General features: G+C 67.0%; 17 protein-coding genes and 1 other RNA gene. 11 read left to right on the forward strand and 7 right to left on the reverse strand.

Going from position 1 to position 17,541, the window contains the following annotated elements; genetic code table 11:
- Nucleotides 1-80 precede the first annotated feature (80 nt).
- Nucleotides 81-1,226, forward strand: a complete 1,146-nt coding sequence (locus tag AC1DDA_RS16630) for an alpha-D-ribose 1-methylphosphonate 5-triphosphate diphosphatase (RefSeq protein WP_476796582.1) — start codon at nucleotides 81-83, stop codon at nucleotides 1,224-1,226.
- A 5-nt stretch (nucleotides 1,227-1,231) separates the two neighbouring features.
- Here AC1DDA_RS16630 and AC1DDA_RS16635 read toward each other — a convergent pair whose 3' ends face one another.
- Nucleotides 1,232-2,269 carry an L-idonate 5-dehydrogenase gene (locus tag AC1DDA_RS16635; protein WP_476796583.1) on the reverse strand — a complete coding sequence of 346 codons (1,038 nt, stop codon included), beginning with the start codon at nucleotides 2,267-2,269 and terminating at the stop codon, nucleotides 1,232-1,234.
- A gap of 252 nt (nucleotides 2,270-2,521) precedes the next feature.
- Between AC1DDA_RS16635 and AC1DDA_RS16640 the strand changes: the two genes are divergently transcribed.
- Nucleotides 2,522-3,289 carry an SDR family NAD(P)-dependent oxidoreductase gene (locus AC1DDA_RS16640; protein WP_476780358.1) on the forward strand — a complete coding sequence of 256 codons (768 nt, stop codon included), beginning with the start codon at nucleotides 2,522-2,524 and terminating at the stop codon, nucleotides 3,287-3,289.
- Between the two features lie 120 nt (nucleotides 3,290-3,409).
- Here the strand turns inward: AC1DDA_RS16640 and glmM are convergent, their stop codons facing one another.
- From glmM to ybgF, 4 genes are all read right to left on the reverse strand, one after another.
- Nucleotides 3,410-4,753 carry a phosphoglucosamine mutase gene (glmM, locus tag AC1DDA_RS16645; protein ID WP_476796584.1) on the reverse strand — a complete coding sequence of 448 codons (1,344 nt, stop codon included), beginning with the start codon at nucleotides 4,751-4,753 and terminating at the stop codon, nucleotides 3,410-3,412.
- Nucleotides 4,754-4,915: 162 nt separating this feature from the next.
- Nucleotides 4,916-6,841, reverse strand: a complete 1,926-nt coding sequence (gene ftsH, locus AC1DDA_RS16650) for an ATP-dependent zinc metalloprotease FtsH (protein ID WP_441510178.1) — start codon at nucleotides 6,839-6,841, stop codon at nucleotides 4,916-4,918.
- 109 nt (nucleotides 6,842-6,950) lie between these two features.
- Nucleotides 6,951-7,979, reverse strand: coding sequence for a tRNA lysidine(34) synthetase TilS (gene tilS / locus AC1DDA_RS16655; RefSeq protein WP_476796585.1), 1,029 nt, complete (start codon nucleotides 7,977-7,979; stop codon nucleotides 6,951-6,953).
- A gap of 26 nt (nucleotides 7,980-8,005) precedes the next feature.
- Entirely contained in the window at nucleotides 8,006-8,929 is a 924-nt protein-coding gene (ybgF, locus tag AC1DDA_RS16660; protein WP_476796586.1) for a tol-pal system protein YbgF, read from the reverse strand.
- A gap of 154 nt (nucleotides 8,930-9,083) precedes the next feature.
- Between ybgF and ssrS the strand changes: the two genes are divergently transcribed.
- The 3 genes from ssrS (at nucleotide 9,084) to AC1DDA_RS16675 (ending at nucleotide 10,872) form a co-directional block, all read left to right on the forward strand.
- Nucleotides 9,084-9,240: non-coding RNA, 6S RNA (gene ssrS / locus AC1DDA_RS16665), on the forward strand.
- A gap of 8 nt (nucleotides 9,241-9,248) precedes the next feature.
- Nucleotides 9,249-9,848 carry a 5-formyltetrahydrofolate cyclo-ligase gene (locus AC1DDA_RS16670; protein WP_476796587.1) on the forward strand — a complete coding sequence of 200 codons (600 nt, stop codon included), beginning with the start codon at nucleotides 9,249-9,251 and terminating at the stop codon, nucleotides 9,846-9,848.
- 199 nt (nucleotides 9,849-10,047) lie between these two features.
- Nucleotides 10,048-10,872, forward strand: a complete 825-nt coding sequence (locus tag AC1DDA_RS16675; RefSeq protein ID WP_441510182.1) for a TIGR00282 family metallophosphoesterase — start codon at nucleotides 10,048-10,050, stop codon at nucleotides 10,870-10,872.
- Between the two features lie 20 nt (nucleotides 10,873-10,892).
- On the opposite strand, the gene AC1DDA_RS16680 is transcribed toward AC1DDA_RS16675, so the two are convergent.
- Nucleotides 10,893-12,248: a methyl-accepting chemotaxis protein gene (locus AC1DDA_RS16680; protein ID WP_476796588.1), complete on the reverse strand. Its 1,356-nt coding sequence runs from the start codon at nucleotides 12,246-12,248 to the stop codon at nucleotides 10,893-10,895.
- 220 nt (nucleotides 12,249-12,468) lie between these two features.
- Between AC1DDA_RS16680 and AC1DDA_RS16685 the strand changes: the two genes are divergently transcribed.
- On the forward strand, nucleotides 12,469-13,215 hold the full coding sequence (locus AC1DDA_RS16685; protein WP_441510184.1) for a YebC/PmpR family DNA-binding transcriptional regulator: 747 nt from the start codon (nucleotides 12,469-12,471) through the stop codon (nucleotides 13,213-13,215).
- A gap of 106 nt (nucleotides 13,216-13,321) precedes the next feature.
- Here AC1DDA_RS16685 and AC1DDA_RS16690 read toward each other — a convergent pair whose 3' ends face one another.
- Nucleotides 13,322-14,101 (reverse strand): sulfite exporter TauE/SafE family protein, encoded by a 780-nt coding sequence (locus tag AC1DDA_RS16690; protein WP_476796589.1) that lies wholly within the window; start codon nucleotides 14,099-14,101, stop codon nucleotides 13,322-13,324.
- A gap of 154 nt (nucleotides 14,102-14,255) precedes the next feature.
- Here AC1DDA_RS16690 and ruvC point away from each other — a divergent pair, with 154 nt between their 5' ends.
- The 5 genes from ruvC to AC1DDA_RS16715 are packed head-to-tail and all read left to right on the forward strand — an operon-like array spanning nucleotide 14,256 to nucleotide 17,493.
- On the forward strand, nucleotides 14,256-14,771 hold the full coding sequence (ruvC, locus tag AC1DDA_RS16695; protein ID WP_476796590.1) for a crossover junction endodeoxyribonuclease RuvC: 516 nt from the start codon (nucleotides 14,256-14,258) through the stop codon (nucleotides 14,769-14,771).
- Between the two features lie 25 nt (nucleotides 14,772-14,796).
- The gene (gene ruvA / locus AC1DDA_RS16700) at nucleotides 14,797-15,414 is read left to right on the forward strand and encodes a Holliday junction branch migration protein RuvA (RefSeq protein ID WP_476796591.1); all 618 of its coding nucleotides are present in this window, start codon (nucleotides 14,797-14,799) and stop codon (nucleotides 15,412-15,414) included.
- Nucleotides 15,411-15,902 carry a GNAT family N-acetyltransferase gene (locus AC1DDA_RS16705; protein WP_476796592.1) on the forward strand — a complete coding sequence of 164 codons (492 nt, stop codon included), beginning with the start codon at nucleotides 15,411-15,413 and terminating at the stop codon, nucleotides 15,900-15,902. Before ruvA ends, AC1DDA_RS16705 begins: the two co-directional genes overlap by 4 nt.
- Nucleotides 15,899-16,951 carry a Holliday junction branch migration DNA helicase RuvB gene (ruvB, locus tag AC1DDA_RS16710; protein WP_476796593.1) on the forward strand — a complete coding sequence of 351 codons (1,053 nt, stop codon included), beginning with the start codon at nucleotides 15,899-15,901 and terminating at the stop codon, nucleotides 16,949-16,951. The genes AC1DDA_RS16705 and ruvB overlap by 4 nt, the downstream gene beginning before the upstream one ends.
- A complete protein-coding gene (locus tag AC1DDA_RS16715; RefSeq protein WP_476780349.1) occupies nucleotides 16,948-17,493 on the forward strand; it encodes a DUF3828 domain-containing protein in 546 nt (181 codons plus the stop codon). The genes ruvB and AC1DDA_RS16715 overlap by 4 nt, the downstream gene beginning before the upstream one ends.
- The last annotated feature ends 48 nt before the right edge of the window (nucleotides 17,494-17,541 follow it).

Below are 17,541 nucleotides of genomic sequence, written 5' to 3' on the forward strand. Positions count from 1 at the left end.
CTTCCCATGGCTGCCGTCACGCCTTCGTCATGTGGCTCGTCGAAGCGGCGCGCCTCGGCATCGAAAGCGGGGCGGCAAAGATGAGCATGAAGATCACGGGCGGCCAAGAGCTCCTCGACGAACTCGTCACGACGGACGTCGCGCTCGACGGAGGTCGGATCGCTTCGCTGGGTGGGGGCACGCAAACGGCGGACCTCGTAATCCACGCCCAAGGCTGTCTTGTCCTGCCGGGCATCGTCGACTGCCATGGCGATGCCTTCGAGCGCCACATCATGCCGCGCCCGGGCGTTGCCTTCGACATCGACCTGGCGCTGCGTGACGCCGACCGGGCTCTCCTGGCGAGCGGCATCACCACCGCCTTCCACGGCGTCACCTGGTCCTGGGAGCCGGGCCTGCGCGGTGCGGAGAACGCGCGCCGGCTGGTCGAACGCATCGCCGCGCTCAAGCCGGAATTGGGCGCCGATACCCGCTTCCACATGCGCCACGAGACCTTCAATCTCGATGCCGAGGACGAGATCGCCGCATGGCTGGCCGAGGAGCGCATCGGCGTCCTCGCCTTCAACGACCACACCGAGGGCACGCTGAAATCCCGCCACCGGCCGGACAAGGTCGGCAAGATGGTCGAGCGCACGGGCCTGAGCCACGACGAATTCATGGAGCTCGTCGATCGCGTCTATGCCCGCAAGGGCGAGGTCGCGGGCTCGATCATCAGGCTGGCCGAGGCGGCGCGCGAGGCCGGCGTGCCGATCATGTCCCATGACGACATGAGCCCTGAGATGCGGCGGGAACATCGCGCGCTCGGCATCGCCGTCGCCGAATTCCCGATCAACGAAGCGACGGCGCGCGAGGCGGCCGGGGCTGGAGAGGCGATCGTCTTCGGCGCGCCCAACGTGGTGCGCGGCGGCTCGCATACGGGTTGCCCGGCTGCCGAGGAGATGGTGCGCCAGGGGCTCTGCACCATCCTGGCCTCCGACTATTATTACCCGGCGCTGCCGCTCGCGCCCTTCCTGCTGGCCGAGCGTGGCGCGGCCTCCTTCGCCGCAGCCTGGAAGCTTGTCTCGGAGAACCCGGCGACGGCGCTGGGATTGACCGACCGCGGCCGGATCGCGCCGGGCCTGAGGGCCGACCTCGTCATCGTCAGACCCGAGCCCACACCGCGTGTGGTGGCGACCATCGCCAACGGCCGGCTCGTCCACCTCGCCGACCCGAGCTTGCTCACCGGCTGAGGCGTTCAGGCAAAATCGAGCTGCACCTTGATCGCCTTCGACTTGTCGGCGGCAAGATCGAAGGCCTCGACCGCTCGGTCGACCGGGATCGTCGCCGTTAGCAGCGGCGAGAGATCGATGTTCCCGGAGCCGATCATCGCCACCGCCCAGTCGAACTCCTCATGGAAACGGAAGGAACCGCGCAGGTCGAATTCCTTGGCGACGAGGACATTCATCGGCAGCGTGAACTGGCCGCCAACGCCGATCTGCACGATGACGCCGCCCGGCCTGATCACGTCGAAGGCGCCGGTCAGCGCATGCTGATTGCCGGAGGCCTCGAACATCACGTCGAACGCGCCCTTCTCGGCCCCGTATTCCGCCTTCAGCCGCTCAGGCTCGGCCGCCACATTGACGGTTGCGCTCGCGCCCATCTTCCGCGCAATCGGCAGCGGCCCGTCGACGACATCGGTCGCGACGATCTCGGCGGCGCCCGCCGCTTTCGCGGCCACGATGGTGAGCGCGCCGATCGGCCCCGCTCCCGTCACCAGCACGCGCTTGCCGAGCAGCGGGCCGGCGCGCTTGGCGGCATGGAGGCAGACCGAAAGCGGCTCGGCGAAGGCGGCCTCGGCAGCGCTGACATGCGGCGCGACCTTCACCGCCTGCCGCTCCTCGACGACGAGCACGTCGCGGAAGCCGCCCTGCACATGTGGGAAGCGCATCGCCGAGCCGTAGAACAGCATGTCGGTGCAGTGCTGCTGCAGTCCCATCTGACAGTAGCGGCAATGGCCACAGGCCCGGCTCGGATTGACCGCGACGCGATCGCCCGGCTGCACCCGCGAGACCTCGCCGCCGACCGCCTCGACCCGGCCGGCGATCTCATGGCCGAGGATCATCGGCTCCCGCACGCGGATCGTGCCGAAGCCCCCATGGAGATAATAGTGGAGGTCAGAGCCGCAGATGCCGCCGGCCTCGATCCTCACGCGGACGTCGCGCGGTCCCAATTCAGGCGCCGTGGTCGGCTCGACGCGCAGATCCTTCTCGGCATGAATAACGACGGCCCGCATGGTGGCTCTCCCTGATCCGACTGGCCTGCTTTTCTCAGCCCTCATCCTGAGGAACCGCGAAGCGGCGTCTCGAAGGCTGATCCAGCGCCCTCGGGAGCCTCCTTCGAGACGCAAGGCTTGCGCCTTGCCCCTCATGATGAGGGCCGAGAAAGCCAATCCATCATTGTCTAATCGATTGAAACCTGCTTACCCAAAGATGCAGGCTTTGCGCAAACCGAATTTGCTCACACCAGAACGCTGCGAGGATACGCCATGTCGCTGTCGCTGTTCAGTCTCGAAGGCAAGATCGCGCTGGTCACCGGCTCCGGCCAGGGCATCGGCCTGGCGCTCGCAGAGGGCCTGTCGGAGGCCGGCGCCCATGTCGTGCTGAACGGCCGCGACAGGGCCAAGCTCGAACGGGCCCAGCAGGCGCTCACTGCGGCCGGGCGCAAGGCCTCCATCGCCCCCTTCGACGTCACCGACCACAAGGCCGTCGAGGCGGGCATTGCCGCGATCGAGGCCGAGATCGGGCCGATCGACATCCTGATCAACAATGCCGGCATGCAGAAGCGCGCGCCGATCACCGAATTCCCGGTCGAGGGCTGGCACGAGGTGATGAACACCAACCTGCATTCCGTGTTCTACGTCACCCAGGCGGTGGCGAAGCGGATGGTGCCGCGCAAGCGCGGCAAGATCATCAATATCGGCTCGGTTATGAGCGAGCTCGGCCGCGCCACCATCATTCCCTACACGGCATCGAAGGGCGCGGTGAAGATGATGACGCGGGGGCTCGCCGCCGAGCTCGGCAAGCACAATATCCAGGCCAACGCCATCGGCCCCGGCTATTTCGCCACCGAGATCAATGCCGCGCTGATTGCGGACGAAGCTTTCTCGAACTGGGTTTCCACCCGCACTCCGGCCGGGCGCTGGGGCGAGACGAAGGAACTCGTCGGCGCCGCCATCTTCCTGTCCGCGGCGGCATCCGACTACGTCAACGGCCACCTGCTGATGGTCGACGGCGGCCTGACCGCGGTGGTGTGAGGACGCCTCAGCCGTCCTTCTCGGGCAGCGTCAGCTGACCCGAGAAGCGCAGGACGAGACAGCACAAGAGCCTCCTCCGGCTGGAGATGCTCGGGTCGAGCCCGAGCATGACGCCTGGGCTCAGGCCGCAGCCTTCGCCACCGCATCGACCACATCGTCCACGGCGCGCTCGACCAGATCGCGGTCGTCGCCCTCCGCCATGACGCGGATCACCGGTTCGGTTCCGGACGGGCGGATCACCAGGCGCCCGCTGTCGCCCAGCAACTGCTTCGCCGCCTCGATCGCGCTGATGACGGGCTGTTCCTCCAGCGGCTTGCCGGCCTTGTAGCGCACATTCTTGAGAATCTGCGGCAGCGGCTCGAAGCAGTGGCAGACCTCCGAGACCGGCTTGTCCATCCGCTGGACCACCGCGAGCAGTTGCAGCGCTGCGACGAGGCCGTCGCCGGTCGTGCCGAAATCCGAAAGGATGATATGGCCGGACTGCTCGCCCCCAAGGTTGAAGCCGTGGTTGCGCATGTGCTCCAGCACATAGCGGTCTCCGACCGCCGTGCGCGCCAATGAGAGGCCCAGCCCCGCCAGATAACGCTCCAGCCCGAGATTGGACATCACGGTTGCGACGATACCCGGGGCCGAGAGACGGCCGTCTTCCATCCAGCTGCGCGCGATCACGGCCATGAGCTGGTCGCCATCAACGATATGGCCGTGCTCGTCGACGATGAGCACGCGGTCGGCGTCGCCGTCCAGCGCAATGCCGACATCGGCGCGCATCTCCTTGACCTTCTCGATCAGCGTCGAAGGATGGGTCGAACCGATCTCGCGGTTGATGTTGAAGCCGTCGGGCTCGACGCCGATGGTGATGACTTCGGCGCCCAGCTCCCAGAGCGCTTGCGGCGCGACCTTATAGGCGGCGCCATTGGCGCAATCGAGCACGATGCGCAGGCCTTCAAGGCTCAGATTGCGCGGCAGCGTCCGCTTGGCGAACTCGACATAGCGTGCATCGGCACTGTCGATACGCTTGGCCCGGCCGAGCGCCGGCGAAGTCGCCAGGCGCGGGCCGAGATCGGCGTCGATCAGCGCCTCGATCTCCCGCTCGACCTCGTCGTTGAGCTTGTAGCCATCGGGCCCGAACAGCTTGATGCCGTTATCCTCATAGGCGTTGTGCGAGGCCGAGATCATCACGCCGAGGTCCGCGCGCATCGAGCGCGTCAGCATGGCGACGGCCGGCGTCGGCATCGGGCCGAGCAGCAACACGTCCATGCCGACAGCGGTGAAACCGGCGACCATGGCATACTCGATCATATAGCCGGAGAGGCGGGTATCCTTGCCGATTACGACCCGATGGCGATACTCGCCGCGGCGGAAGGCGAGCCCAGTCGCCTGGCCGACCTTCATGGCAAGGTCGGGCGTGATGACGCCGTTCGCCCGCCCGCGAATGCCGTCGGTTCCGAAATATTTGCGCGTCATTGCGTTCCGCTTCCGAGGGGCTGCAACGCCCGATTGTGCGTGTTCTATAGCCAAAAAATCTTTCCGCCTTCTCACAAATTATGACGGAACGTGACATCGTGGCCGGTCAAACAGAAAGGGCGGCCGCTGAGGCCGCCCTTTCCTTCAACGCTGCTTGATGCATCAGACCTGCGGCTGCGGCTCCATGCCCGCATCCGGCTCGCCGCGCTTGCGGCCCTTGCCGGCGCTCGGCACGGCCGAACCGCGCGGAGCGTGCGGGGTGTCGTCGAGATCGCGCGAGGGGCGCTTGCCGGCGATGAGGTCGCGAATTTCCTCGCCCGTCAGCGTCTCGAATTCGAGCAGCGCCTCGGCCACAGAAACGAACTCGTCATGATGCTCGGTCAGGATCTTCTTGGCGTCCTGATAGCCATTGTCGACGAGGCGCTTCACCTCGGCGTCGATCTTCTGGGCGGTGGCCTCGGAGACCGACTGGCTGCGGCCCATCGACATGCCCAGGAAGACCTCTTCCTGATTGTCGCCATAGGCGACCATGCCGAGCTCGTCCGAATAGCCCATCTGCGTGACCATGGCCTTGGCCATCTTGGTCGCCTGCTGGATGTCGCCGGTCGCGCCTGAGGTGACGTTCTCGCGGCCGAAGGTCATCTCCTCCGCCACGCGCCCACCCATGGCGACCGCGAGCTGCGAGGTGAACTCCTTGAACTTCATCGAGTAGCGGTCGCCCTCCGGCAGGAACTTGACCATGCCGAGCGCACGGCCGCGCGGAATGATCGTCGCCTTGTGGACGGGGATGCCGGCCGGGACATAGAGGCCGACGATCGCATGGCCGGCCTCGTGATAGGCGGTCAGCTTCTTCTCTTCCTCGGACATCGCCATCGACTTGCGCTCGGCGCCCATCATGACCTTGTCCTTGGCGTCCTCAAACTCGGCATGGGTGACCATGCGCTTGCCCCGGCGGGCCGCCAGCAGAGCGGCTTCGTTGACGAGGTTCATCAGGTCGGCGCCCGAGAAGCCAGGCGTGCCGCGGGCGAGGATCTTGAGATCGACGTCCGGGGCCATCGGCACCTTGCGGACATGAACCTTGAGGATCTTTTCGCGGCCGGCGACATCCGGGTTCGGCACGACGATCTGGCGGTCGAACCGGCCCGGACGCAGCAGCGCCGGGTCGAGCACGTCCGGACGGTTGGTCGCGGCGATGATGATCACGCCTTCGTTCGGCTCGAAGCCGTCCATCTCGACGAGGAGCTGGTTCAGCGTCTGCTCGCGCTCGTCATTGCCGCCGCCGAGGCCGGCACCGCGATGACGGCCGACCGCGTCGATCTCATCGATGAAGATGATGCAGGGCGCGTTCTTCTTCGCCTGCTCGAACATGTCGCGGACACGGCTCGCGCCGACGCCGACGAACATCTCGACGAAGTCGGAGCCCGAGATGGTGAAGAACGGCACATTGGCCTCACCCGCGACGGCGCGCGCCGTGAGGGTCTTGCCGGTGCCGGGAGGGCCGACGAGCAGCACGCCGCGCGGGATGCGGCCGCCCAGCCGCTGGAACTTCTGCGGATCACGCAGGAACTCGACGATCTCCTGCAGGTCTTCCTTGGCCTCGTCGATGCCCGCGACGTCCTCGAAGGTGACGCGGCCATGCGCCTCGGTCAGCAGCTTGGCCTTCGACTTGCCGAAGCCCATCGCCCGGCCGGCGCCATTCTGCATCTGGCGGGACATGAAGATCCACAGGCCGATGAAGATGACGAAGGGCAGCGAGTTGACCAGCAGCGCCATGAACCACGGCGTGCCCTCGGACGGCGCACGGGCCGACACCTGCACGCCCTTCTGCGCCATGGTCTTCAGGAGGTTGGGGTCGCCATAGGGCGCATAGGTCACGAAATTGCGGCCGTCGGAGAAGCTGCCGGAAATCTCCTGTCCGGCAACCACGACATTGGCGACACGCCCGGCTTCAGCCTCGTTGATGAGCTGGCTGTAGGGGATTTCGTTGGTGCTCGCGCGCTGGCTTGGGCTCTGGAACAGAGTCACCAGCGCCAGGACGAGAAGGAAAATCACCACCCAGAGGGCGAAATTACGAAAATTCGGATTCATCACCAGTCCGATCGGGCCTGCCGGACCAACCGGATAAGGCCAAGGGTTTACTGGACTAATCTAGGAGCGGCGGTCGCCCTTGCCAAGGGAAACAGAAGACGTAGGGGCACTAAGATGTCGCAGGGTGAACGCCGCGTCGCCGCGGCGGCTCCCGTTCGAGGAGCAGAACGCCGTCGGAGCCGAGCCTTATCATGCAGCCGGACAATGTCCGTCTCATGGCAGAACCTGTCTTCGTCGCGGCACGCAGCGCCTGCACGCAATCCTCCAGCCGTTCCAGCCGACGGTAGCGGTCGCCGGTGGTCACGACGGCATCGAGCGCCCGCCCGACCACGCGCAGAACGATCTCGTCCGGCTCAGCCATCAGCGCCGAAAAATCGAGCCGCAGCCGGTCCTCGCCCGCCTCTCGCGGCAAATCGACCGCTGCAAACACGGCCTGCGCGCGCTGGCTCGCCGCAGCGTCCAGCCGCGCCATCCTTTCCGCCATCCGCCCGAAGCGCTCGGCCGTCAGCCCCTCCTCAGCGAGAACCGGCATGATCTCGCGCCAGCGAACACGCTCGAAGCGCTGGTCGGCATTGCTCGGATCGCTGGCGAAAGGAAGGCCCCGCGCCCGGGCGGTCGCAATGAGCCGCGCCTTCGGGAGGCCGAGAAGCGGGCGGATGAGCTTGACACCGTCCTTCACGGTTCGGGCCCGCATCCCGACGAGACCGGACGGGCCGGAGCCATGGGCGAGCCGCATCAGCATCGTCTCGGCCTGATCGTCGAGCGTGTGGGCAGTCACGAGAGCGGCGCCGCCGAGCCGCTTCGCCTCTCCCGCCAGCAGCGCGTAACGGGCGTGCCGGGCCGCAGCCTGGATACCCCTTGCGGGCTTCTCTCCCTCCCAGCGCAGGATCGCATGCGCGATGCCGAGGCGCGCGCACAGCGCGGCGACGGCGGCGGCCTCCGCCGCGGCCTCCGGCCTCAAGCCATGGTCGACGGTCGCGGCATGGAGCAAGGGCCGGCCCGGAGCGCGCGCCCATTCGGCCAGCAGCCCCAGCAACGCGACCGAATCCGGTCCGCCTGAAACCGCCGCGAGCAGAGAGCGCTCCTGCGTCAGCCCCAGAAAGAGTTCGCCGGCCTCGACAGGCGAGACGGGCGGCACATACGTTTCATTCTGTGGCAGCGCGCTCAAGCGCAGCCGGAGCGACGGCGCTCGCGCGCCACGCCCTGACGCACCGCATTGGACGCCGACGGATAATCGACGCCGACCTTGGCATAGGTCGCGCAGGCCTGGTCCTTGGCGCCGAGCCCGCTCAGCGCCATGCCGAGCTTGAGCAGGCTGTCGGGCGCCTTGGTCGCCTTCGGCGATTCCCGCGAGATCTTCAGGAACTGTTCGGCCGCCTCGCGATAGCGCTGCCGCTGCAGATAGCTCTCGCCGAGCCAATAGGTGGCGTCGATCGCCAGCCGGTCGCGCGGATAGCTCTGCAGAAACTGGCGAAAGCCCATCTCGGCCTGCTCGTATTCCCGGCGCTGAAGCGAGGCGAAGGCGAGGTCGTAGGCCTCCTTGGCGCTCTGCGGACCGCTGGCGGCCGCGACGCTCGCCCCCCGCGGCATGGCCTGCGACAGGCCGCCCTGTGGAACGGGGCGTCCGACGCCCTGCAGGTCGAGCGGCCGGCCCGTGGCCGGTCCGCCACCATCCTCATCCTCGATGATGCCGGCGATCCCGCCGCCGAGCTGCTGCGGCGCACCGGCCGCACCCTGCTGCATCGTCGGATCGAAGGCGTCGCCACGGCGCTGACGCTGCGGCGCCGCAGGGGCGCCACCACTCGGCGCTGCCGCACCTGGACGCCCGCCGCCCTTCTCGTTCAGGCGGAAATCGACATCTTCCTGGAACTTGCGCACCTGTTCGCTGAGGCGGCGGTTCTCGAACTGGAGCTGCTCGATCTGGCCGGACATCTGGCGCAGCTGGTTCTCCAGCCGCGTCGTACGCACCAGCAGGTCAGCGGCATCCTGCGCCGAGCCGGGCACGGCCCCGCCGAACAGCGCAGCGGCACAAGCGAGCGCACCCAGCCCCGAACGGGAAAGATGACGGGCAAGGATCGAAGGAAGCATCGATGAAACCGGTTTTCCGAACATGTCGCGCTTCCCTATATCACTTGCTTACCACGGCCAAAATATGAACATTTTCATGGCGCCCCCGCACATTTGGGCGCGGGCCGGAAAATCGCCTCTGGCGCTTTGCCGGCGGCTTGCTTACATTGACGAGGCGGGGCTGCCTGGTGCGTGAGAGACAGCATTCCCCGGGCCCATACGACTCCCTAGGGAGCTGTCCCTGTCCGGATCCTTGGAACCGGACACACGGCGCCCACCTACTTCTGTAGGTGTCCCGGGATTCAAAACTCCACGGCCGAGGTGGCTCCGCAGCCTGACCATGACGACGACGCGTCCCGATACGCCTTTCATCCCCCCGGTCTCCCCTTCCCCACGCAAGGCCGCGCTTCGCGACGCCGCACTGACCCGCCGCGACGCGCTGGATCTCGACAGCCGGCTCGACTGGGATCAGGACATAGCCGCCCGCGTGCTCGCTCTGCCCGTCTGGGACAGCCCCGGCCCGGTCTCCGCCTATTGGCCGATGCGCTCGGAGGCCGATCCGCGCCCGATCCTCGAAGCGCTACATGGACGCGGTTTGCCGCTCTGCCTGCCGGCAATCGTCCAGAAGTGCATGATTTTCCGCCGTTGGGCGCCCTATGAGCCGATCGTACCCGGCGGCTTCGGCACGCTCGTGCCGGCTCCCACGGAGCCCGAGACGAAGCCCGCCATCCTGATCGTGCCGCTCGCAGCCTTCGACCGGCGCGGCCACCGCATCGGCTACGGCAAGGGCTATTACGACCGGGCTCTGACGGAGCTGGGGCCGACCGTCAGCATCGGCATCGGCTACGCCGCACAGGAGATCGAGGCCATGCCGGACGAGCCGCATGACCGACGCCTCGACTGGATCGTGACCGAGCGCGACACCATCCGCTGCGGTTGATTCCGGCAGGCTTTCGGGTCACGGAAGAGGACAGAACTGCCATTCCACAGCCCTCATCCTGAGGAGCCGCGGAACGCGGCGTCTCGAAGGACGTTTCAGTGGGCTCCCGCCCTCCTGGAACATCCTTCGGGACTCGCCTTCGGCGCTCCTCAGGATGTGGGCCTGTATGGCCAACCGCCTTTACGCGTCCGGAGTCCACATGCGTTTTCTCTTCCTCGGTGACATCGTCGGCCGCCCCGGCCGGATCGCGGTTCAGGAGCGTTTGCCGGCACTGCGCGAGGCCTGGAAGCTCGACTGCGTCGTCATCAACGGCGAGAACTCCGCCGGCGGCTTCGGCATCACCGAGGCGATCTGCGACGAGATCCTCGCCGCCGGCGCTGATGTCGTCACCCTCGGCAACCATTCCTGGGACCAGCGCGAGGCGCTTGTCTTCATCACCAGGCAGGACCGGCTGATCCGCCCGGCGAACTACCCGCCCGGCACCCCCGGCCGCGGCGCCACCGTGATCGAGGCGCGCAACGGGGCCCGCGTCCTCGTCGTCAACGTCATGGGCCGCCTCTTCATGGACCCGCTCGACGACCCCTTCGCCGCAGTCGAGCGCGAGCTCGCCGCCTGCCCGCTCGGCGAGGTCGCGGACGCCGTCATCGTCGACGTCCACGCCGAGGCGACAAGCGAAAAGCAGGCCATGGCCTATTTCCTCGATGGCCGCGCCAGCCTCGTCGTCGGCACCCACACCCACGCGCCGACCTCCGACACGCGCATCCTCCCGGCAGGCACGGCCTATCAGTCCGATGCCGGGATGTGCGGCGATTATGATTCAGTGCTCGGCATGCAGAAGGACGAGCCGGTGCGCCGCTTCCTGCAGAAAGTGCCGGGCGCGCGGCTGGAGCCGGCCACCGGCGAAGGCACGCTTTCTGGCGTCGCAGTCGATATCGATGATGCGACCGGTCTCGCGAAGGCGGTCTGGGCCGTGCGGGTCGGCCCACATCTCAGCGAGGCCCTGCCCGGCTGGGCGCAGGGCTGACCCACAGGAGCCTGCGCGTCTCAGACCGCGCGGTGCTGGCGAACCAGATCATCGAAGGCGTGGTTCAGGCTCTCGGCTTGGCGGGACAGGGTGCCCGCCACGTCGAGTACGTCATGCACTGCCTTGCCGGCCTGCTGTGCGCGGTCGTTCAGGTGCACGATGGTTTCGGCGTTGGCCTGCGTGCCCATCGCCGCCTGATCGGCGCTGCGGGCGATTTCCTGCGTGGCGGCGCGTTGCTCGTCGATGCTGGCCGCGACCGCGCCCGCGATGCCGTTCACCTGGCTGACGAAGGCGACGATGCTCTCGATCGCCGTCACCGCCTCGCGCGTCGCCGCCTGCATGGCCGGGACCTGGGCCGCGATTTCGTCCGTGGCCTTGGCGGTGCGTGATGACAGCTGCTTCACCTCCGTGGCCACCACCGCGAAGCCCCGCCCGGTCTCGCCGGCCCGTGCGGCCTCGATCGTGGCATTGAGCGCAAGCAGATTGGTCTGGCTGGCGATCGTCTGGATCATCTCCACGACCGAGCCGATCGTCTCCGCCGAAAGAGCGAGACTCTTGACGATGGCATCAGTCTTCTGCGCCGCGACATGGGCCTCATGCGCCATGGTCGAGGCCCGCACCACCTCCGCCGCGACATGGTCGAGCGAGATCGACAGCTCGTTCGTCGCGGTCGCGACATTGCTGACATTGTCCGAAGCGCTGCCCGCCGCCCCTGCGGCCCGTTTGGCCTGCGCGCTGGTCTCGCCGACCACGTCCTCGACCGTGGCCGCGAGCCGCTCCACCTTGCCGGCGCTCGCATTCACCGCGCCGACAACCTCCCGCACCGTGACCTCGAACGCCTCGATCTGCTGGCGCGTGCGGTCGCGGTTCTCCTGCTGGACGACGGCATAGGTCTCGAGCAGCAGCTCCAGGTCGAGCTGGGTCGCCTTGGAGAGCGCCGTGCGCGTCGCGATCCGCCGGTCGAGCTCGCGTCTCTGCCAGAAGCTCGACAGCCCCATCATGCTCTGCCGGTCGAGCCCAAGCTCGACGATGATCGCGTTCGAGACGATCGCGTGGCAGATCACCACCGCATAGATCGGCACGCCATGGTCGTGAAAGGCAGTCGCCAGCTTTCGCGCCGACTCGATGTAACCCTCCCGAAGATCGCCGGAAGCGAGCCTGATCCAGTGCGCCAGCCGCCGCTCGTGGACGTCCGGCTGGCGCAGAGCCTGCGCAATTTCCGGCCAGGGCGCGAATTGCTCGTGCAGTTCCTCAAGCAGTTGCGGCAGCCGGTTACGCGCGAAGCCCGACAGCGAAGCGAGAAGCTCGATATCCTCGTTGAAGATCCGGAAGGCGCGAAAGCGGTGTTCCTGCGCGGCGATGGAGTTGGATGTCACTGGTTCACGAGCTTGAAAGATGACGGCGTGGCGCACCGGCATGTTGCTCGGCCATGGCAAAGAATGGCTTAACGGCCGCTTCGCCGTCGATCTCGCCAACGAGAGCCCACTGGCGCTTGCCTGTCCCGGAAATCGGCGCCTATAAGGCCGTTCCGATCGTCCCGGCGCGCCGCGGGCGGTGTTTCCATGGTTCCATCATCTCAAAGGGCAGCGAGTCCCCATGGCCGGCCATTCACAGTTCAAGAACATCATGCACCGCAAGGGCAAGCAGGACGCGGTGCGCTCCAAGCTGTTCTCGAAGCTGGCCCGCGAAATCACCGTCGCCGCCAAGATGGGCATGCCCGATATCAACATGAACCCGCGGCTGCGCATGGCGGTTCTTGCCGCCCGCGCCGAGAACATGCCGAAGGACAATATCCAGCGCGCCATCAACAAGGCCGCTGGCGGCGAAGGCGATAACTACGACGAAGTTCGCTACGAAGGCTACGGCCCGGGCGGCGCCGCCGTCATCGTCGAGGCGCTGACCGACAATCGCAACCGCACCGCCTCCGCCGTGCGCTCCTACTTCACCAAGGCCGGCGGCGCGCTCGGTGAGAGCAACTCGGTCTCCTTCATGTTCAACCGGGTCGGCGAGGTCAGCTATCCACCGGAGGCCGGTGACGCCGACAAGGTCATGGAAGCCGCGATCGAAGCCGGCGCCGACGATGTCGCCTCGGACGAGAGCGGCCATGTCATCACCTGCGCCTTCGACGCGCTGAACGAAGTTTCCAAGGCGCTTGAAGCTTCGCTTGGCGCCCCCGCCTCGGCCAAGCCGGTCTGGCGGCCGACCACGACCGCTCCGCTCGACGAGGAAAAAGCGGCATCGATGATGCGGTTGATGGAAGCGCTCGACAATGACGACGACGTCCAGAACGTCTTCGCCAATTTCGAGATCGCCGACGACATCATGGCCAAGCTCAGCGCCTGATATCAGCCTGCGTCATTCTCGGGCTTGACCCGAGAATGACGCGCCGGAAAAACGCCCGCACCTCCTCGTCACGAGATGCTCGGGTCAAGCCCGAGCATGACGGCCTTCATCGCCCGATCAGCGCATCCCAGAGCGGCAGGCTGATCAGCGCGCTCAGGAAGATCACCAGATAGGCGCCGCGCCGGAAGCTCTGCTCCGAGGCGAGGCGGAAGCCATGCGTGCCGGCCCAGAGCCCGATGCCGTAGACCGCGAAGAGCGGCACCGCCATCAGCAGCGCGCCGAAGACGAGAATGCCTATCCACCACAGCGCCGCGCCGCTGATCAGCGTAGAAACGCCGAAGAAGGCCTGCATATTGGCCCGCGTCTTGTGCCGGTCGTTGCGCTGGGCACCCAGCCAGAACACCGCGAGCGGCATGCCGCCGATCGAGGCCATGCCATTGAACAGGCCCGACAGCGCGCCCACCCCGAGCGAAAGCGGGATCGTCGGGCGCCCGTGATAGCGCCAGCCCGACGCCATCAGCCCGACGGCGGCCAGCACCAGCGCGGCCAGCAGCCAGCGCATGGTTTCGCGGTCGAGCCAGATCAAGAGCCAGATGCCGGCCGGCAGGGCCAGGGTCGCCGTCAGCAGAAGCGGCAGGATCTCGCTCCATTCGGCCCGCCGGGCGCTTCTCGCCGCGATTGGCAGGGCGAAGGGCAGGTCGATGAACCAGATCAGCCCTAGCGCCGCCACCGGCCCGAGCACCATCGAGGCCAGCGGCATGAACACCATCGCAAAGCCGAAGCCGGTGAAGCCGCGCACCAACCCGCCGAGCAGCGTCGCTGCGAGCAGGACGGCGATGCCGTCGAAGGTCAGGCCGGGCATGAAGGCGGAGAGGCTGAAAGGCATGGCGTCGCATATGAGTAAGGCTGATCCGGCGAACCATGCCCGCCACGCTCCAGCAAGAACAACTTTCCTTTTTGATGCGATCGATGAGCGGAATTCATCCCCGCCCAAGTTCCGGGCGGGACAAATCCGAAACACCCGCTAGTTTGGCAACGTCATGGCACCCGCGATTCGCATCCTCGGCATCGACCCCGGCCTCCGGAAGACCGGCTGGGGCGTCGTCGTCTCGGAAGGCAGCAAACTCTCCTTCGTCGCCTGCGGCTGCGTCGAGAGCGATGGCAGCCTCCCGCTCGGCGAACGCCTCCGGCAACTGCACGAGGGACTACACAAGATCATCGCCGCGCATTGCCCGCATGAGGCCGCGGTGGAAGAGACCTTCATCAACCGAGATCCGCAATCGGCGCTGAAGCTCGGCCAGGCCCGCGGCATCGCGCTGGTCGTGCCCTCGCTCGCGGGGTTGAGCGTCGCCGAATACGCCGCCAACCTCGTCAAGAAGACGGTGGTCGGCGTCGGCCACGCCGACAAGAAGCAGGTGCAGGCGATGATCCGCGTCTTGCTGCCGAAGGCCGAGACCCGCTCGGCCGACGCGGCGGACGCGCTCGCCGTCGCGATCTGCCATGCCCAGCATCGCGGCATGAAGGCATTGGTCGCGCAGATGCGCGCGGCGGGTTGAGCGTGGCGGCCGGGGGAAAGACACGATGATCGGCAAGCTCAAGGGCCTGATCGATTCCTATGGCGAGGACCACGTCATCATCGACGTGCAGGGCGTCGGCTATGTCGTGCAGTGCTCGGTGCGGACGCTCCAGCGCCTGCCCAAGCCCGGCGAGGCGGCGTCGCTCTCGATCGAGACCCATGTCCGCGAGGATGCGATCCGCCTCTACGGCTTCATGTCCGACGTCGAGCGCGATTGGTTCCGGCTGATGCAGGTGGTGCAGGGCGTCGGCGCCAAGGTCGCGCTCGCCATCCTCTCGACGCTCGATCCCGGCGGCCTCGCGACCGCCATCGCCACCAACGACAAGGCCGCGATCGCCCGCGCGCCCGGCGTCGGCCCCAAGCTCGCCCAGCGGCTCTGCGCCGAGCTCAAGGACAAGGCGCCGGCCTTCGGCCATATCGACCCCGGGGTCGTCCAGCTTTCGGGCGCACTCGAAGACAGGAAGCTGCCGCAGCCCATCGCGGACGCCGTCTCGGCACTCGCCAATCTCGGTTATCCTCAGGCCCAGGCCGTGGTCGCCGTGGCGGCTGCCGCCAAGGCGGCCGGCGACGGTGCCGGCACGGCCCAGTTGATCAAGCTAGGTCTGAAGGAACTGGCGAAGTGAGCGCACCGCCTGACGAGCTGGAACTGCGCATCGTCACCGACAAGACCGAGCTGTGTCGCATCATGCTGGCGAGTTGGGGCTCGCACAGCATGATGATCGACCTGCATGTCTATGACGTCGCCGAGATCGACGCGCTCGGCCTGTTCGAGCCCGATGGCAGGACGGCGGCATTGGCGAGCTGGACGGCGAGAGGCGACACCGCCTATCTCTGCGCGCTCCATTCGCTCCGTCCCGGCGAAGGCGTGGCGATCCAGATGCTCGACGCCGTCATCGCGGCGGCACGGGCGGCGGGCGCGAAGAAGCTCAAGGCGATGCTGACCAACGACAACATGCCCGGCATGACCTTCTACCAGCGCCGCGGCTTTCGCCTCTCGGGGCTGTATCTCGAGGCGATCGACGCCTATCGCTCGGTCGTCCCGAGCATCATCAAGACGGGATACAAGGACATTCCGATCCACGACGCGCTCGAACTGGAGATCGCGCTGTGAGCGACCCCAAGCGCTCCGGGTTGCTGACGGCCGAACGCCGCGACGACGACAGCGAAACCTCGCTGCGGCCGCTCTCGCTCGCAGATTTCACGGGCCAGGCGGCAGCACGCGCCAATCTCCAGGTCTTCATCAACGCCGCCAAAAGCCGGGGCGACGCGCTCGACCATGTTCTCTTCGTCGGCCCGCCCGGCCTCGGCAAGACGACGCTGGCGCAGATCGTGGCGCGAGAGCTCGGTGTCAATTTCCGCTCGACTTCGGGGCCGGTCATCGCCAAGGCCGGCGACCTCGCCGCCCAGCTCACCAATCTCGAAGAGCGCGACGTGCTCTTCATCGACGAGATCCACCGCCTCAACCCGGCCGTGGAGGAAATCCTCTATCCGGCGATGGAGGATTACCAGCTCGACCTCATCATCGGCGAAGGCCCGGCGGCGCGCTCGGTCAAGATCGACCTGCCCAAGTTTACGCTCGTCGGCGCCACCACCCGCGCCGGCCTCCTGACGACGCCGCTGCGCGACCGCTTCGGCATCCCCATTCGCTTGCAGTTCTACACGGTCGAGGAATTGCAAGGCATCGTCGCGCGCGGCGCCCGCGTGCTCGGCGTGCCGATGTCCGACGATGGCGCCAACGAGATCGCCAAGCGCTCCCGAGGAACGCCGCGCATCGCCGGGCGCCTGCTCCGGCGCGTCCGCGACTTCGCCATCGTCGACGGCGACCCGATCGTCACCCGCAAGGTCGCCGACAAGGCATTGTCGCTGCTCGATGTCGACGCCATCGGCCTCGACCAGATGGATCGGCGCTACCTGACGACGGTCGCCATCAATTTCGGCGGTGGCCCGGTCGGGATCGAGACCATCGCCGCCTCGCTCTCAGAACCGCGCGACGCGATCGAGGAGATCATCGAGCCCTTCCTGCTGCAGCAGGGCTTCATCCAGCGCACCCCGCGCGGGAGGCTGCTGACCCCTCATGCCTTCCGCCATCTCGGCATGCCCGAGCCTTCGCGCGAAACCGCGCAATTCGGCCTGTTCGGAAACGACGAGGATGAGGCGTGAAACGGCTCCTTTGGAATTTCGCGCTCGCGCTCGCCCTGACCGGCCTTTTCGCTGTCCTGGCGGTTTCGGCCAGAGCCGGCGACGATGTTCCGCGCGGGCCGGTGGAAGAAGGCTACGCCATCACGGCCAAAACGCTCGCAGCCAAGGGCAAGGCCCCGCCGCCGGCCTGGCGGCCGCCCCACCGTGACAAGCTGATGAGCAAGAGCCTGGCCGCGCTCTTCGCCCGCGACGACCTCTATCAGGATGAAAGCGGCGATATGGGCCAGATCGGCGCCGACCCCTTCCTCAACGGCCAGGATGGCGAGATCAAGAAGCTGAGCTTCGACACGATTCCCGTCGCGGCGGGCAAGGCGACCGTGCTGGCCAATTTCCGCAGCTTGGGCAAGCCCGTCACCGTCCAGTTCCAGGTGATCAGGGAGAATGGCGGCTGGCGCATCGACGACATCGTCAACCGTTTCGAGGGCAAGGATTATTCGATCCGCGAACAGCTTTCGCAGCCCTATGACTGCGGCTCCTTCATGAACAAGCCCTGCAAGCGCTGAGTGCTCGCAGGGCCTGAGACAACCGCGTCACCGGAACGCGCCGACTGA

The sequence above is a fragment of the Allobosea sp. 10N428 genome (assembly GCF_056394545.1).

Bases quoted from the DNA above. Each gene is read 5' to 3' on its own strand.
- AC1DDA_RS16630 (WP_476796582.1), top strand. From the start codon at position 81: ATGAGCATGAAGATCACGGGCGGCCAAGAGCTCCTCGACGAACTCGTC.
- AC1DDA_RS16635 (WP_476796583.1), bottom strand. From the start codon at position 2,269: ATGCGGGCCGTCGTTATTCATGCCGAGAAGGATCTGCGCGTCGAGCCG.
- AC1DDA_RS16640 (WP_476780358.1), top strand. From the start codon at position 2,522: ATGTCGCTGTCGCTGTTCAGTCTCGAAGGCAAGATCGCGCTGGTCACC.
- glmM (WP_476796584.1), bottom strand. From the start codon at position 4,753: ATGACGCGCAAATATTTCGGAACCGACGGCATTCGCGGGCGGGCGAAC.
- ftsH (WP_441510178.1), bottom strand. From the start codon at position 6,841: ATGAATCCGAATTTTCGTAATTTCGCCCTCTGGGTGGTGATTTTCCTT.
- ybgF (WP_476796586.1), bottom strand. From the start codon at position 8,929: ATGCTTCCTTCGATCCTTGCCCGTCATCTTTCCCGTTCGGGGCTGGGT.
- AC1DDA_RS16670 (WP_476796587.1), top strand. From the start codon at position 9,249: ATGACGACGACGCGTCCCGATACGCCTTTCATCCCCCCGGTCTCCCCT.
- AC1DDA_RS16675 (WP_441510182.1), top strand. From the start codon at position 10,048: ATGCGTTTTCTCTTCCTCGGTGACATCGTCGGCCGCCCCGGCCGGATC.
- AC1DDA_RS16685 (WP_441510184.1), top strand. From the start codon at position 12,469: ATGGCCGGCCATTCACAGTTCAAGAACATCATGCACCGCAAGGGCAAG.
- AC1DDA_RS16690 (WP_476796589.1), bottom strand. From the start codon at position 14,101: ATGCCTTTCAGCCTCTCCGCCTTCATGCCCGGCCTGACCTTCGACGGC.
- ruvC (WP_476796590.1), top strand. From the start codon at position 14,256: ATGGCACCCGCGATTCGCATCCTCGGCATCGACCCCGGCCTCCGGAAG.
- ruvA (WP_476796591.1), top strand. From the start codon at position 14,797: ATGATCGGCAAGCTCAAGGGCCTGATCGATTCCTATGGCGAGGACCAC.